Source organism: uncultured Jannaschia sp. (assembly GCF_947494055.1).
GTDB lineage: Bacteria > Pseudomonadota > Alphaproteobacteria > Rhodobacterales > Rhodobacteraceae > Jannaschia.
On sequence record NZ_CANLTR010000017.1, the window covers coordinates 16,936 to 32,665 of the forward strand.

General features: G+C 70.5%; 14 protein-coding genes. 7 read left to right on the forward strand and 7 right to left on the reverse strand.

The features are described from left to right. Positions 1 to 9 precede the first annotated feature (9 nt). Positions 10 to 516: a 2'-5' RNA ligase family protein gene (locus tag Q1A87_RS13920; protein ID WP_299652357.1), complete on the forward strand. Its 507-nt coding sequence runs from the start codon at positions 10 to 12 to the stop codon at positions 514 to 516. Between the two features lie 6 nt (positions 517 to 522). Here the strand turns inward: Q1A87_RS13920 and Q1A87_RS13925 are convergent, their stop codons facing one another. Next, entirely contained in the window at positions 523 to 1,311 is a 789-nt protein-coding gene (locus Q1A87_RS13925) for a ZIP family metal transporter (protein ID WP_299652359.1), read from the reverse strand. A 134-nt stretch (positions 1,312 to 1,445) separates the two neighbouring features. On the opposite strand from Q1A87_RS13925, the gene Q1A87_RS13930 reads away from it, so the two are divergent. After that, positions 1,446 to 2,501, forward strand: coding sequence for a glycosyltransferase (locus Q1A87_RS13930; protein ID WP_299652361.1), 1,056 nt, complete (start codon positions 1,446 to 1,448; stop codon positions 2,499 to 2,501). 102 nt (positions 2,502 to 2,603) lie between these two features. Continuing rightward, positions 2,604 to 4,259, forward strand: a complete 1,656-nt coding sequence (ggt, locus tag Q1A87_RS13935) for a gamma-glutamyltransferase (protein WP_299652363.1) — start codon at positions 2,604 to 2,606, stop codon at positions 4,257 to 4,259. 214 nt (positions 4,260 to 4,473) lie between these two features. Here ggt and Q1A87_RS13940 read toward each other — a convergent pair whose 3' ends face one another. The 4 genes from Q1A87_RS13940 to Q1A87_RS24200 are packed head-to-tail and all read right to left on the reverse strand — an operon-like array spanning position 4,474 to position 8,224. Then, complete coding sequence (locus tag Q1A87_RS13940; protein ID WP_299652365.1) at positions 4,474 to 5,493, reverse strand: extracellular solute-binding protein; 1,020 nt, start codon at positions 5,491 to 5,493, stop codon at positions 4,474 to 4,476. A 48-nt stretch (positions 5,494 to 5,541) separates the two neighbouring features. Further along, positions 5,542 to 6,348 carry an ABC transporter permease gene (locus Q1A87_RS13945; protein WP_299652367.1) on the reverse strand — a complete coding sequence of 269 codons (807 nt, stop codon included), beginning with the start codon at positions 6,346 to 6,348 and terminating at the stop codon, positions 5,542 to 5,544. After that, positions 6,345 to 7,256: an ABC transporter permease gene (locus Q1A87_RS13950; RefSeq protein ID WP_299652369.1), complete on the reverse strand. Its 912-nt coding sequence runs from the start codon at positions 7,254 to 7,256 to the stop codon at positions 6,345 to 6,347. The genes Q1A87_RS13945 and Q1A87_RS13950 overlap by 4 nt, the downstream gene beginning before the upstream one ends. Beyond that, positions 7,253 to 8,224, reverse strand: a complete 972-nt coding sequence (locus Q1A87_RS24200) for an ABC transporter ATP-binding protein (protein ID WP_363323004.1) — start codon at positions 8,222 to 8,224, stop codon at positions 7,253 to 7,255. The genes Q1A87_RS13950 and Q1A87_RS24200 overlap by 4 nt, the downstream gene beginning before the upstream one ends. 275 nt (positions 8,225 to 8,499) lie before the next feature. Here Q1A87_RS24200 and Q1A87_RS13965 point away from each other — a divergent pair, with 275 nt between their 5' ends. From Q1A87_RS13965 to Q1A87_RS13980, 4 genes are all read left to right on the forward strand, one after another. After that, complete coding sequence (locus Q1A87_RS13965) at positions 8,500 to 9,588, forward strand: ABC transporter ATP-binding protein (protein WP_299652440.1); 1,089 nt, start codon at positions 8,500 to 8,502, stop codon at positions 9,586 to 9,588. Between the two features lie 76 nt (positions 9,589 to 9,664). Further along, entirely contained in the window at positions 9,665 to 10,777 is a 1,113-nt protein-coding gene (locus tag Q1A87_RS13970) for an extracellular solute-binding protein (RefSeq protein WP_299652371.1), read from the forward strand. Between the two features lie 58 nt (positions 10,778 to 10,835). Then, positions 10,836 to 12,548, forward strand: a complete 1,713-nt coding sequence (locus Q1A87_RS13975; RefSeq protein WP_299652373.1) for an ABC transporter permease — start codon at positions 10,836 to 10,838, stop codon at positions 12,546 to 12,548. 9 nt (positions 12,549 to 12,557) lie between these two features. Then, positions 12,558 to 13,409, forward strand: coding sequence for an ABC transporter permease (locus Q1A87_RS13980; protein WP_299652375.1), 852 nt, complete (start codon positions 12,558 to 12,560; stop codon positions 13,407 to 13,409). Between the two features lie 32 nt (positions 13,410 to 13,441). Here Q1A87_RS13980 and doeB read toward each other — a convergent pair whose 3' ends face one another. Next, positions 13,442 to 14,440, reverse strand: a complete 999-nt coding sequence (gene doeB, locus Q1A87_RS13985; RefSeq protein ID WP_299652377.1) for a N(2)-acetyl-L-2,4-diaminobutanoate deacetylase DoeB — start codon at positions 14,438 to 14,440, stop codon at positions 13,442 to 13,444. Beyond that, positions 14,437 to 15,663 carry a M24 family metallopeptidase gene (locus Q1A87_RS13990; RefSeq protein ID WP_299652379.1) on the reverse strand — a complete coding sequence of 409 codons (1,227 nt, stop codon included), beginning with the start codon at positions 15,661 to 15,663 and terminating at the stop codon, positions 14,437 to 14,439. The genes doeB and Q1A87_RS13990 overlap by 4 nt, the downstream gene beginning before the upstream one ends. Positions 15,664 to 15,730 lie beyond the last annotated feature (67 nt).

Below are 15,730 nucleotides of genomic sequence, written 5' to 3' on the forward strand. Positions count from 1 at the left end.
TCAACGGCGATGGACGTCGCGCCCCTCATCGTCACCCTGGAAGCCGACCCGGAGAGCCAGGCCCGCTTCGACGCGGATCGGGCGCGCTGGTTCCCGCCCGCGCGCAACCTCGTGCCGGCGCATGTGACGCTGTTCCACCATCTGCCGGGGGACCGTGCGGGCGAGGTGGCGGCGCGGCTCGACCGCGTGGCGGCGGACCGGCCCCGATTGGCGTTCCGCGTGGCGTCCGTCATGCCGCTCGGCCGGGGCGCGGCCTACCGGCTCGACCTGCCGGCGGGCGACGCGCTGCGTCGCGAGATCGGCGCGGGATTCACGCTCACCGCGCAGGATCGCGGCGGCCTGCGCGCCCACGTCACCGTTCAGAACAAGGTCTCGCGCGAGGAAGCCCACGCGACGCTGGAAACCCTGCGCGCCGGGTTCACGCCCTGGGACGGGCAGGCCCACGCGCTGCGCCTGTGGTGGTATCGCGGGGGCCCGTGGGAGGAAGTGGGGCGTTACCCGTTCGCCGCGACCTGATGGCGATCACCCCAGCCACACGTCGAGGAACAGCATCACCACGAGCCCGATGGCCAGCCCCGCCGTCGCGCGCTGCTGGTGGCCGCTGCGATGCGTCTCCGGGATGATCTCGTGGCTGATGACGTAAAGCATCGCGCCGGCGGCGAAGGCCAGCCCCCAGGGCAGGAGCGGCTGCGCCACGGCGATGACGGCCGCGCCGAGCAGGCCCGCCAGGGGCTCGACCATGCCGGTCATCGCCGCGATGCCGAAGGCCCGCCATGGAGAATACCGTTCCCCCAGCAACGCCACCGCCACCGCCAGCCCCTCCGGCGCGTTCTGCAGCCCGATCCCCAGGGCGACGGGCAGACCGCCCGACACCCCGTCCGCGCCGAAAGCCACGCCCACGGCCAGCCCCTCGGGCGCGTTGTGGATGGTGATCGCGATGACGAAGAGCCAGACGCGGCGCAGCGACACCGCCTCCGGCCCCTCGCGACCCGACGTGAAATGCTCGTGCGGGATCACCTCGTTCACCGCGAAGATCGCACCCATCCCGAGCAGGATCGCGGTACAGACGATCAGGGCCGGGACCGGCCCCGCGCCGTAGCGGATCTCGGCCGCGTCGAGCGCCGGGATGATGAGCGAGAAGAACGAGGCCGCCAGCATCACCCCCGCCGCGAAGCCCAGCGAGGTGTCGCGCCAGGCCTGAGTCGGCGTCCGGCCGAACAGGACGGGCAGCGCCCCAACGGCCGTGAGCGACCCTGCGACGAAGCTGCCGAGAAATCCGAGGAGGACGGGGGAATCGGCGATGGCGTCCATGTCCGTGGCCCTTTCCGTCGACGGCTCAAGCCCCGCCACATAGACGGCGCCCCCGGCCTTGCCACCCCCGGACCGATTGCGGCCGGTGACGGAAGCTCTGGTTCGGTCGGGACACGCCGCTAGATCCCTCTGACGTGACTGGCTCCCGCACATACGACCCCGCTCCCGAGACGCCCGCCCTCGCCTTCGTCGACACGCTGGCGCCGCGACCCTATGCGCTCGGACGCGAGAGCCTCGCGGGGCTCGGCGGCACCGAGCAGATGGTGGCCCGCATCGCCGGGGCGCTGGCGCGCGACGCGAGCGTCGAGGTGCGGCAGGCCCGGCGCGACGTCCCGACGTGCGAGGGCGGCGTCCTCTTCCGCCCGTTCGATCCCGCTTCGCCGGCCGGGACCTTCGTCGTCGTTACCTCCTGGAAGGTGGCGGTGATGCTCCGTCAGCACCACCCGGCGGCGCGCATCCTCCTCTGGCTCCATGTTTTTCCAGGCCGGCACAACAGACGGATGGGCGCGGCGCTCCATGCGGCCGGGATCGAGGTGATCTGCGTCTCGGCCAGTCACGCGGCCTGGTTCGCCGACTGGCTCCCCGGTCCCCGCCCGCGCATCGGTCATATCCACAACGCAGTAGACGACGCGCTCCGACCCGACCGCACCGCCCCGGACCGCGATCAGCTCCTCTTCGCAAGCGCGCCGCACAAGGGGCTGCGCGAGGTCTATGCCGCCTTCGCGCACCTGCGGGCGCGAATCCCCGCCCTCACCCTCGCGGTCGCCGATCCCGGCTATCTCGCCTGGAACGCGGGCCGCGCGCCGGAGGGGGTGGTCCAACTCGGCCGGCTCGGACAGGACGACCTGCACCGCCGGATGCGCCGGTCGCTCTGCCTGTTCTACCCGCAGACCGCCTTCGCGGAGACGTTCGGGCTCGTCATCGCCGAGGCGAACGCGCTCGGCTGTCCGGCGCTCCTCCATCGCGGGCTTGGTGCCAACGACGAGGTTGTCTCGGACCCGGCGCAGCTCGTCGACGCGACCGATCCGGACGCCATCGCGACGCGCATCGCCGCCTGGCGGGACCGGCGCCCCGAGGTCGCTGTCCGCCCCGAGTTCCGCCATAGCGCCATCGTCGAAAGATGGCGCCGCCTGCTGGCCTCCGCCGACACCGCGCCAACGGAGGCGATCGGCGCCGAACCCGCAGGCTGACCCGCCCGACCGGCGGCACGGCGGCCGCACCCGCTTGCCATCGCGCCTCCGCCGGGCTTCATTCGGACGACGGAGCGTTGCGGCCCGACCGGCGGAGATGCCATGCCCCCCCTGCCCTTCACCTGCGAGAAGCGACCGGCCTCGGGCAGCGCGGGCATGGTCGTGACCAACGCGCCACTCGGCGCCGCGGCCGGCAGCGAGATGCTGGCGGCAGGCGGCAACGCGGTCGATGCGGCGGTGGCGGCGCTTCTCACGCTCACCGTGGTCGAGCCGATGATGGTCGGCATCGCCGGTGGGGGGATCGCCCATCTGTGCCTGCCGGACGGACGCCACGAGATCGTCGACGCGCTGTCCTGCGCCGGGCGGGACATGCACCCCACGATGTTCGAGCCGGACCCGGACGCGGCCCCCAATGCGCTCGACGCGAAAGACCGCCGCAACCTCGTCGGCCCTTCCGCCGTCGCCGTGCCCGGCAACCTGCGCGGCTGGGACCTGCTGCACCGCCGCCACGGCCGCCTGCCCTTCGCCGACCTGCTGGAGCCGGCGCTGCGCGCGGCCGCGCGCGGCTTCATCGTCACGCCCTACCTCAACGGCGCGATCCGCGAGCACGAAGCCGACCTCGCCGCCGACCCGGAGATTGCCCGCCTCCTGCTGCCCGGCGGCCGCCCGGTCGAGCCCGGAACGCGGCTGGTCATGGACGATTACGCCGAAACGCTGCGCCTGGTGCAAAGGGAGGGCGCGGCCGCGCTCCACGGCGGGGCGCTCGGGCAGGCGCTCGTCGACCGGCTCGCCACCGGCGGGGAGGATGCGGGCGCGGTGACGATGGCCGACCTTGTCGATTACGAGGCCCGCCTGCGCAACGCGATCCGGGGCACCTATCGCGGCCATGTCGTCGTCGGCCCGCCGCCCCCCGCCTCCTCCGGCGTCCACGTCGCGCAGATGCTCAACCTGCTCGAAGGCTACGACCTTCGCGCGATGGGGTTCGGGACGGCCGAGACGATGCACCTACTGGCCGAGGTGATCCGCGTCGGCTTCGAGGACCGGCGGGCCGCCTCGGGCGATCCGGACTTCGTGGACGTGCCGGTGGCACGCTACGTCTCCAAGGCCTACGCCGCCGAGGCGCGGACCCGGCTGCGCGACGTCGGAGGAACGGGGAGCGCGACGGCCGGGCGCGAGAGCCCCGACACGACCCACGTCACCGTGGCCGACCGCGACGGCATGATCGTGAGCGCGACGCACACGCTCAACGGCCTGTTCGGCGCGCGCTTCATGGTGCCCGGCACCGGGATCATTCCGAACAACTACATGTCGAACTACGACCCGCGGCCCGGCCGGGCGCTGTCGGTCGCGCCGGGCAAGCGGGTACCGACCTCGATGGCGCCGATGATCGTGCTCCGGGACGACCGGCCTGTCTTCGCGCTCGGCCTGCCCGGGGGCGTGCGCATCTTCCCCTCCGCGCTGCAGGCCATCGTCAACCTGATCGACCACGGCATGTCCCTGCAGGAGGCGGTCGAAGCGCCGCGGCTCTGGACCGATGGCGGCCCTCTCGAGCTCGAGCCGGCCTATGCGCCGATGCGGGACGCGCTCGCCGCGCGGGGCCACGACGTCCGCCTCGTCCCGACGGTCGGCGGCGGCATGAACGCCATCGCCTTCGAGCCCGACGGCACGATGAAAGGCGCCGCCTGCTGGCGCGCCGACGGAACCGTCATCGCGCAAGGCGGCGGCCTCGCCCGGCCGGGCGTGCGCTTCGAGCTCTGACCGCCCCGGCCGCGCGGCCCGGATCGGGCACGCCCCTTCTTCTTGGCCGAAATACTCCCGCCGGAGGCGGCCCGACCCGCCCCGCACGCCGCCGTCCGCGTAGTTGGCGCCGCGGACGAGCGACGAGCGGCACCGGGCGCGATCCCTTCCGCCCGGCTGTAACCCAAGTGCCCCCCTCTCCCGAATATGGGCGTCGGGGCCATATCTGCCGCCTCTATTTCTGCAGTTCTGTCCAGATCGCGGTGTAGAACTCGTTGATCTCGGCCGGGCAGGCGAGCGAGAACACGCCCGCGTCCTGAAGCTCCTCCGGCACGACGATCTCCGGCGCGGTCTGCATGTCGTCGGGCAGGTACTGCTCCGACCCCTCGATCCCGTTCGCGTAGCGCGCGAAGGCGGAGATCATCGCCGCGTTCTCCGGGTCCATGATGAAGTTGAGGAAGGTCTTCGCCTCCTCCACGTTCTGCGCGTCGGCCAGCAGGGCGGCGTTGTCCATCCATACGACGTAGCCCTCCTTCGGGTAGCCGTAGGCCACGTCGGGGTTCTGGTTGCGGGCGCGGAGGGTGGAGCCGTTCCAGTTGACGCTGGCCGGCACGTCGCCGTTGCCGAGCTTCTCCGTCATCCCGTAATCCATGCTCATCCAGTCCGGCTTGGCGGCGACCAGCGCGTCGCGGGCGGCGCGCAACCCCTCGCGGTCCGAGGTACAGGGCTCGGACCCGACATAGAGGAGCGCCAGGCTGATCACGTCCTGCATCTCGGGCACGACGTTCACCTTGCCCACCAGTTCCTCCGGCGGGTTGAGCCAGATCGCGGAGGTGTTGATGTCGCCGTCGTAGACCGAGGTGTTCACCGCGACGCCCGTCGTGCCCCATTGCCACGGCACCGACCATTCGCGACCCGGATCCCATTCCACCTCCCGCCAACGCTCGGCGATGTTGCCGTAATTCTCCATCTCCGGGATGCCGGGCTTCTGCAGCAGGCCTTTCTCGATCCAGATCGGCAGGACGGAATGGGTCGGCACGACGATGTCGAAGCCGTGGCCGCCGGCCTCAATCTTGGCCAGCGCGGTGTCGTTGCTGTCGTAGTCGGTGAGGGTCACGTCGATGCCGGTCTCGGCCTCGAACTTCTCGATCATCTCGGGGGAGGTGTAGTTGCCCCAGTTGTAGATGTTGAGCTGTCCCTGGGCCTGGGCGGCGGGCGCGGCGAGGATCAGGGCGGATGTCAGGATCAGGCGCATTCTTCGTCTCCTTGTCGGGTGGGGTGCGCCGGTTCGCGGCGTCCGTGGTCAGGGTTTCGTGTCGCTCCGTCGGGTCAGGACGAAGAAAGCCGTCAGAAGCGCTACGGTCAACGCCAGCAGCGCGGTCGAGATCGCGTTGACCTCGGGCGTCACCGCGCGGCGCAACTGGCCCAGCATGTAGGTGGGCAGCGTGTCCTGCCCCGCGGACTTGACGAACTCGGTGATGATCACGTCGTCGAGGCTGATGACGAAGGCGAGCATGGCGCCCGCCGCGATGCCCGGCGCGAGAATCGGCAGCGTCACGTGGCGGAAGGCCCGCCAGGGCGTCGCGTAGAGATCGGCGGCGGCGGTCTCGAGGCTGCGGTCCATGCCCTCCAGCCGGGCGCGGATCGGCAGGTACGCGAAGGGCACGCAGAAGGCCGAGTGCGCGAGGACGAGGTAGCCGAGCCCGGTATAGCCGGTGGCCACCTTGACCGCGGCGAAGACGATCAGGAGCGCGACGGCGGTCACGATCTCGGGCACCATCAGCGGCTGATTGATGACGACGTAGATCGCCTGCCGGCCGCGGAAGTGCCCCCGCCGCGTGGTGCCGAGCGCGGCCATCGTGGCGACGGCGCTGGCGATGACGGCCGCGCAGAGCGCGATCACGACGGAGCGGAGCGCCGCCCCCTGCACCGCCGCATTGCCGGCGGCGGCGGCGTACCACTCGAGGCTGAACCCGCCCCAGAGCGCGACCGATTGCGAGGCGTTGAAGCTGTAGACCACCATCGTCACGATCGGCGCCCAGAGGAGGACAAGCGCGCCGACCGCGATCCAGGCGAAGCCGGGCAGGGCGGCGGGGTCGAAGCGCTTCACGCCCCCGTCTCCCGCTGGGTCAGGCGGGTGAGCGCGATCAGCGCGCTCAGCACGATGGCAAGCAGGATCAGCGACAGCGCCGCCCCCAGCGGCCAGTTGCGACCCTGCCCGAACTGCAGCTCGATGAAGTTGCCGATCATCATGTTCTTGCCACCGCCCAGCAGGCGCGGCGTGACGTAGGCGCCGAGCGAGGGGACGAAGACGAGGATGCCGCCCGCCACGATTCCGGGCCGGATCACCGGCAGCACGACGCGGCGCAGCGCCTGCCACCGCGAGGCGTAGAGGTCGTGCGCGGCTTCCAGCAGACGCATGTCGAAGCGCTCGATCGCGGCGTAGAGCGGCAGGACCATGAGCGGCAGGTAGACGTAGACCATCCCGATCAGTACCGCCGCGTCGGTGTAGAGGATCTGGATCGGCGACTCGATCACGCCCAGCCCGAGGAGCGCGGAGTTCAGGAGGCCGCCGTTCCGGATCACCTCCATGATCGCGAAGGTCCGGATCAGCAGGTTGGTCCAGAACGGGATCGTCACGAGGAACAGCCACACCGCCCGCCGCTCCGGCGGCCGCATGGCGATGTACCACGCCGTCGGCAGGCCGAGCGCGAAGGCCAGCGCCGTCGTCGCGAGCGACAGCTTCACCGACCGCCAGAAGATCGTCAGATGCGCGTCGGCGAGGCTGACGGTGTCGTCGAAGATGTCCCGCTCGAACAGGACCTGGAACCAGGCCTCGGTCGTGAACGCCCACTGGACGCCCGAATAGGAGCCTTTCTCGAGGAACGCGTAGACCACGATGACGAGGAGCGGGCCGGTCGCCCCGACCGCGAGGAGGAGAAGCGCCGGCGTCGACAGCAGCCAGCCCGTCCGCGCCTCGGACCTCTCCGCCGTGGGAGGCGCGGCGCGACCCGTCACTCCGCGAGCACCCGCAGCGCGCCGGGCGCGAAGGCCACGCCGTGCGCCGTGCCTGGCGGGCCGGGTTCGGCGCCGGCGGGCAGGCGCGCCGCGATCTCGGTCCCGTCGGGCAGACGCAGATGGGCGGTCAGGTCGGCGCCGTGGAAGATCGCCGCCGCCAGCGTCGCGTCGAGCGTGTCGGGCGCCCCCGGCGGCGCGAGCGTCACCCGCTCCGGCCGGATCGCCAGCGTGACCGGCCCCGCCGCGCCGTCCGGCGCCGGGACCGTGCCGCCGGGCAGATGTGCGAGACCGTCCCGCACCTCCCCCTCGATCACGTTCGACTCCCCGATGAAGCCCGCGACGAAGCGCGTGGCGGGCGCGTCGTAGATCTCGCGCGGCGTTCCGGTCTGGAGGACGCGCCCGCCCGACATCACCGCGATCCGGTCGGACATCGTGAGCGCCTCCTCCTGGTCGTGGGTGACGAAGACGAAGGTGATGCCGGTCTCGTGCTGCAGGCGTTTCAGCTCGCGCTGCATCTCGCGGCGCAGCTTCAGGTCCAGCGCGCTGAGCGGCTCGTCGAGAAGCAGCACCTCCGGCGCCGGGGCCAGCGCGCGGGCCAGCGCGACGCGCTGCTGCTGCCCGCCCGAAAGCTGCGCCGGGCGGCGGTCGGCGAACCCGTCGAGGCGCACGAGCGCGAGCATCTCGCGCGTCCGGTCGCGGGCATCGGCGCGGCCGAGCATCTCCAGCCCGAACGCCACGTTCCGCGCCACCGTCAGATGCGGGAAGAGCGCGTAGGACTGGAACACGGTGTTGACGGGACGGCGATGCGGCGGCCGTCCGGTGACGTCGACGCCGCCGATCCGGACCGTGCCGGAGGTCGGCGTCTCGAACCCCGCGATCAGGCGCAGAAGCGTAGTCTTGCCGCAGCCGGACGGGCCGAGAAGCGTGAAGAACGTCCCCGCCGCAATGCTCAGGTCCACCCCGGCCAGCGCCTCGACGCCGCCGTATCGCTTGCCCGCGCGCACCACCTCGACGGCGGGCGGGTCGGAATGTCCCGGACCTGTCACGCCGCGGATGCTGCGCCGGGTGGGGCCGCCGCGCAAGCGCCATCGCCCGCCGGCGATGCGGCCGGGGGCGACGTGCCCAAAGGTTGGGCGGTCGACCGGCGAACCGGGCCGTTATCGGCGTGTCCCGACGAAATGGTTGGCCATTCGCGATGGAAATGCCATGCAGGGCCCAGACAGAGCAGGAGCCGGATCAGGTGTTGGACGAAACCGGGGCATTCGTCGAGTTCGACCACGTGCAGAAGAGCTACGACGGCGAGACGCTGGTCGTGAAGGATCTCAACCTCGCGATCGGCAAGGGCGAGTTCCTGACGATGCTGGGGCCCTCGGGCTCGGGAAAGACCACCTGCCTGATGATGCTCGCCGGGTTCGAGACGGCCACGCACGGGGAAATCCGGCTGCAGGGCCGCGGGATCAACGGCATCCCGCCGCACAAGCGCGGGATCGGCATGGTGTTCCAGAACTACGCGCTGTTCCCGCACATGACGGTGGCCGAGAACCTCGCCTTCCCGCTCGAGGTCCGCAAGGTCGGCAAGGCCGAGCGGGAGGCGAAGATCCAGCGCGCGCTCGGCATGGTGCAGATGGAGGCCTTCGGCGGCCGCCGCCCGGCGCAGCTCTCCGGCGGTCAGCAGCAGCGCATCGCGCTGGCCCGCGCGCTCGTCTTCGAGCCGGAGCTCGTGCTGATGGACGAGCCGCTCGGCGCGCTCGACAAGCAGCTCCGCGAGACGCTGCAGTTCGAGATCACGAACCTCGCCCACGAGCTCGGCATCACCGTGGTCTACGTCACCCACGACCAGACCGAGGCACTGACGATGTCGGACCGGGTCGCGGTCTTCGACGACGGCCGCATCCAGCAACTCGCCACGCCGGACGACCTCTACGAACGCCCGGAGAACAGCTTCGTCGCGCAGTTCATCGGCGAGAACAACACGCTGCGCGGCAAGGTCGCCGCGATCGACGGGGGAACCTGCGTCGTGGCGCTCGACGGCGGCGGCGAGATCGACGCCGTGCCGGTCAATGTCGCCAAGGTCGGCGATCCGACGCTCGTCTCGATCCGGCCCGAACGCGTGGAGATCGACCCGCAGCTCGGGCCGGACGCGCATACGCTCGATGCGGAGGTGCTCGAGTTCATCTATATGGGCGACGTCTTCCGCACCCGCCTGCGCGTCGCCGGACGGGACGATTTCATCGTCAAGACGCGCAACCGGGCCGGGCAGACCCGCCTCGTGCCGGGCGAAAAGGTCCGGCTCGGATGGCTCCCGGCCGATTGCCGCGCGCTGAACGTCTGATACGATACCGAAAGCGTCCCGCCCTCGCCCGGGGTCGGACGACGGAACACGGGCGATACGCAACAAGGAGAGAACGATGAAACTGAAGTCACTAATGCTCACGACGAGCGCCGCGCTTCTGGCCGTGCCGGCCCTCGCGCAGGACATGGCCGACGAGATGACCATCGTCAGCTGGGGCGGCGCCTACCAGAACAGCCAGCTCAAGGCCTATGTCGAGCCCTACCAGGAGATGCATCCCGAGGTGCAGATCATCTGGGACGAGAGCTCGGCCGAGGCCGTGGCCGGCATGCGCGCGCAGTCCGAGGCCGGCAACATCACCTGGGACCTCGTCGACGTGACCGCCGCTGATTCCATGCGCCTCTGCGACGAGGGGCTCGCGATGGAGATCGACCCCGACGAGATCCTGGCCGAGGCGCCCGACGGCACGCCCGCCTCGGAGGATTTCGGCGAGGAAATGCTCGTCTCCGAATGCTTCATCCCGCAGATCGCCTATTCCTACACCTTCGGCTACCGCACCGATGTCGAGGAATGGGAGGGCCGCACGCCCGACGAGATCTGCGACGTGTTCAACCTCGAGGAGTTCCCCGGCCAGCGCAGCCTCGAGAAGCGGCCGCACAACAACATGGAATGGGCGCTCTATTGCGACGGGGTCGCTTGGGAGGACGTCTACGACACGCTCGAGACGGAGGAGGGGCAGGACCGCGCCCTCGCCAAGCTCGACACGATCAAGGACCAGACGGTCTGGTGGACCGCCGGCGCCGACACGCCGCAGCTTCTGGCGGATGGCGAAGTGGTGCTGGGCTCGACCTATAACGGCCGGCTCTTCTCGGTGATCGAGGAGCAGGACCAGCCCGTCGCGATGCTCTGGGACGCGCAATCCTACGACCTCGACGGCTGGGTCATCCCCGACGGGCTCGACGAGCCGACGCTGAACCGGGTGAAGGACTTCCTGTACTTCGCCACCGACACGCAGCGTCTCGCCGACCAGGCCGCCTGGATCAGCTACGGCCCGGCGCGCAAATCCTCCGCCCCGCTCGTCGGCCAGCATGCCGAGCTCGGCATCGACATGGCGCCGCACATGCCGACCAACCCCGACAACGCGTCCAACGCCTTCGTGCAGAACTACGAATGGTGGGCCGATTACCGCGACGACCTGGACTCCAAGTTCCAGGCTTGGCTCGCGCAGTAAGGCAATCGGCGGGGGCGGCTTGCGTCGCCCCCGCACCCCGCGCGGGAGGGCTCCACCGATGACCGACGCCACGCACGGGCCGGACGCCGTCACCGGAGTGACGCCCGATACCGGCCTCCGCATCGCCGAGGAACGTCACAACGGCGAGATGGTCGCCGCCGACGGCACGCCCCTGAAGCGGAGCCTGAACCGCGCCCTGCGTCGCGAGAAACTGCGCGCGCTGGCGCTGATCGCGCCGCTCTTCCTGTTCATCGTCGTGACCTTCATCGCGCCGATCGCCGACATGCTGTTCCGATCGGTCGAGAACCAGATCGTGAGCGAGACGCTGCCCCGCTCCGTCATCGCGCTCGAGGCGTGGGACGGGGAGGACACGCCGGAGGAGCCGGTCTTCGCCGCGCTGGCGCAGGACCTCGCGATCGCGGTGGAACTCAAGAACCACACCCGCCTCGGCTCCCGCCTGAACTACGAGACGACCGCCGCCTCGTCGCTGTTCCGCCGGACGGGACGCGCGGCGGACGATATCGGCGAGGAGGCGGCCGACCAGTTCGTCGAGCTCGATCCCGCCTGGGAGGAACCCGCGACCTGGATCGGGCTCATGGCGAGCGAGGACTGGATCGCGGATCAGGCCGAATGGGCCGCCGAGGCCGAGGCGGCCGGGCGCGACGCCCCGCCCGAGCCACGCTTCGCGCTGCGCGACGGCGTGGCCGAGGCCCTGCCCCGCACGGCCGACATGTACGGCGCCTTCGCCCGCGTCATCCGCGCCGAGGACGCGGACAGCCCGACCGAGGAAGATCCCTGGCCCATCGTCTACCGCGCGCTCCACGACGATCTCGTGGCGAACCCGGACGCCGCCGCAAGCTTCGAGGGCGCGAACGCGCAGCTTCTCGGGGTGGCGGCCGGGGCGGTGCCGTCCTTCGAGGTGACGGGCTTCCGCGACACGTTCCTCGACATCGACGAGGACTGGGCCGACCCGACGATCTGGGGGACCATCAAGGCCTTCTCGAGCCCCTACACCGCCGGCTACTTCCTGTCCGCCGTCGACCTCCAGCTCACCGCCGACGGCGTCGCGAAGCAGCCGGAGGACCGGCAGATCTACGGCCTGCTCTTCGGCCGCACGCTCTTCATGTCGCTCACCATCATGGGCTGCTGCGTGCTGCTCGGCTATCCGGTCGCCTTCCTGCTCGCCAACCTGCCGATGCGCAGCGCGAACGTGCTCATGATCCTCGTTCTCCTGCCGTTCTGGACCTCGCTCCTCGTGCGCACCTCCGCCTGGAAGGTGCTTTTGCAGCAGCAGGGGGTCATCAACGACCTCCTCGTCTGGTCCGGGATCGTCACGAATGCGGGCCGGCTGGCGCTCATCAACAACCAGACCGGCACGATCATCGCGATGACACATATCCTGCTGCCGTTCATGATCCTGCCGCTCTACTCGGTGATGAAGACGATCCCGCCCAGCTACGTGCGCGCCGCGAAAAGCCTCGGCGCCACCAACTTCACCGCCTTCCGCCGGGTCTACTTCCCGCAATCGGTGCCGGGGATCGGCGCGGGCTGCATCCTCGTCTTCATCCTGTCGATCGGCTACTACATCACGCCGGAGCTCGTCGGCGGCACGACCGGCACGTTCATCTCGAACCGGATCGCCTACCACATCTCGCAATCGCTGAACTGGGGTCTGGCGGCCGCGCTCGGGTCGATCCTGCTCGCCGTCGTCCTCATGCTCTACTGGCTCTACGACCGCATCGTCGGCATCGACAACGTCTCGCTGGGATAGGAGCGGCGCATGGAACTTCCCCCCTATGCCACGACGGGCCAGCGGATCTGGCACTACACCTTCCTCGTGATCTGCGGGCTGATCTTCTTCTTCCTGATCGCGCCGATCATCACGATCATCCCGCTGAGCTTCAACGCCGAGAACTTCTTCACCTTCACGCCCGGCATGCTGGCTCTGGAATCCGACGCCTATTCGCTCAGGCACTACCGCGACTTCTTCCAGAACCCCGACTGGCAGCAGGCACTGTCGAATTCGGTCCGGATCGCGCCGGCCGCGACGCTGATCTCGGTCGCGCTCGGCACGCTGGCCGCGATCGGCCTGTCGCAGGGCCATGTGCCCTTCCGCCGGGCGATCATGGCCGTGCTGATCTCGCCGATGATCGTGCCGCTCATCATCTCGGCGGCGGGGATGTACTTCTTCTATTCGCGCGTCGGCCTGCAGGGCAGCTATATCGGCGTCGTCCTCGCCCATGCCGCGCTCGGCACGCCCTTCGTCATCATCACCGTGACGGCGACGCTTGTGGGCTTCGACCGCTCGCTGACCCGTGCGGCGGCCAATCTCGGGGCGGGTCCGGTGCGGACCTTCTTCAAGGTGCAGATGCCGCTGATCCTGCCCGGCGTGATCTCGGGCGGGCTCTTCGCCTTCATCACCTCCTTCGACGAGGTGGTCGTGGTACTGTTCGTCGGCTCCGCCGCGCAGAAGACGCTGCCGTGGCAGATGTTCATCGGTCTGCGCGAGCAGATCTCGCCCACGATCCTCGCGGTGGCGACGATCCTGGTGGCAGTCTCCATCCTGCTGCTCGCGACCGTCGAGATCCTGCGGCGCCGGTCGGAGCGGATGCGGGGCATGTCGCCGGCCTGACCCGATCCGCGTCGGCTACGCGCTGCGCCGCCTCAGACCTCCGGCACCGCGAGCACGGCGAGGCAGTCGCCGGGCTGGACGAGTCCCCGGACGTGGCGTGCCATGAGAAGCCCGTCCATCTTCGCCGTCACTTCCAGCGGCGCCACACCGGTCGCATGCAGGGTCCAGACCCGCGCGATCACGTCGCCCCGCGCCACCGTGTCGCCGAGCGGAACGAGGAACTCCACCATGCCGTCCGCTTCCGCGAAGTGGAAGCAGTCGCCCCCCGGCTGGGTCAGGTGGATCGCGGGCGGCACAGGCTCCGGCTCGCCCGCGATCACACCTGCATGGAGCAGCACGTTGCGCAGCCCCCGCCGCGCGATCGCGACGGTCTCGGGCCGGCTCGTCGCCGCACCGCCGAGCTCGGTCGTCACGAAGGTGCGGCCCATCTCCTCGGCCGCGGTGTCGTACATGCCGACCGCGTCGATCTCCACCATCCCGAGCGTGTAGGGCGCGCCGAACGCATCCCGCGCGGCGGCGCAGCGCCGGTCCTGTCCGGGATCGGGCAGGACGTGGCTGGCCGCGAGCGGCACGAAGTCGAGCGAGGCGCCGCCGGAATGGAAGTCCAGCACGACATCCGCCATCGGCAGCAGCACGCGCTGGAAGTAATCCGCGATCTTCTCGGTCACCGTCCCGTCGGGGCGTCCCGGGAAGATGCGGTTCATGTTTCCGCCATCCGCCGGCGACAGCCGCCGCCCCGCCGCGACGGCGGGCGGGTTCATGTAGGGCAGCGCGATGACGCGGCCGGTCAGCGCGGCGGCATCGGCCCGCGCGCACCATTCGGCGACGGCGAGCGGCCCCTCGTATTCGTCGCCGTGGTTGCCGCCGGTGACGAGCACGGTCGGCCCCTCGCCCCGCCGCGCCACGGTGATCGGGATGCGCAGCGTGCCCCAGGCGCTGTCGTCCCGGCTCCACGGCAGGACGAGGTGCCCGTGATGCACCCCGTCCGCGTCGAAGGGCACATCGGTCGCGATCGGGCTTGGCCGCGTCATTTGACCCACAGCCCCGTCGGCGTGTCGCAGAGGCGTTCCGCGCCCGTCTCGGTCACGAGAACCGGCTCCGTCATCTCGATCCCCCCGTCGTCGAGCCAGAGCGCCGGCATGAAGTGGAACGTCATGCCCGGCTCCAGCACGGTCCGGTCGTCGCCGCGGAACGACATCGTCCGCTCGCCCCAGTCGGGCGGATAGGACAGGCCGATCGAGTAGCCGCAACGGCTCTCCTTCTCGAAGCCCGCCGCGTTCAGCCGGCCGTTGAAGGCCCGCGCGACGTCGCCGCAGGTATTGCCGGGGCGCACCGCCGCCAGCCCGGCCTCCGTGGCCGCGAGCACGGCCTCCTCCGCGCGGCGGAAATGCGCGGCCGGCTCGCCGAGGAACAGGGTGCGCGATTGCGGGCAATGATAGCGGCGATGCACGCCCGCGATCTCGAAGAAGGTGGCCTCGCCGCGCTTGAGCGGCCGGTCGTCCCAAGTCAGGTGCGGCGCCGTCGCGTCGAGCCCCGATGGCGCCATCGGCACGATCGCCGGATAGTCGCCCCATTGGCCGTCCGCCCCCTCGATCCCCGCGCGGTAGATCTCGGCGATGAGCGCGTTCTTCGGCAGGCCCGGCTCGGCCATCTCGCGGATCGTCGCATGCATCCGCTCCACGATCCGCGCGGCGCGGCGCATGTAGACGAGCTCCGCCGGACTCTTGACCGCCCGGCACCAGTTCACCAGTCCCGTCGCGTCCTGGAGCGCGCCCAGTCGCTCCGACAGGACGGCATGCGCCTTGGCCGAGTAGTAGTAATTGTCCATCTCCACGCCGATTGCCCCCTCCCCCGCCGCGCGGCGCAGGAGGGGGGCCAGCGTCTCCATCGGATGGGCGTCCGGATTCTGCACGTAGATGTCGGGATAGCCCTCGATCCGGTCGGCCGGCATCCAGACGGTGCGCAGCGCCCCGGCCGCGTCCATGCCCCGGCCCCACCAGACGGGCGCCGCGTCGAGCGAGAGCACCACCCCCTGATGGACGTAGAAGGACCATCCGTCGTAGCCCGTCAGCCAGTTCATGTTCGACGGATCGGTGACGAGCAGGGCCGACAGCCCCCCCCGCTCCATCGCCCCCCGCGCCCTGGCCAGGCGGTCCAGGTATTCGGCCGTCGGGAAGTTGGCGTCCTGCAGGGGCGTGCCGTCGGGCCGGCGCCCCGGAGGAGCGGCGGCGACGGAGGGCGTGTCTGACGGCATCTGGCGGCCCTCCGGTCATCTGTGTCGCGACGACGCTACCACCCGGCGCGCCCGGTTCAAGCGCCCG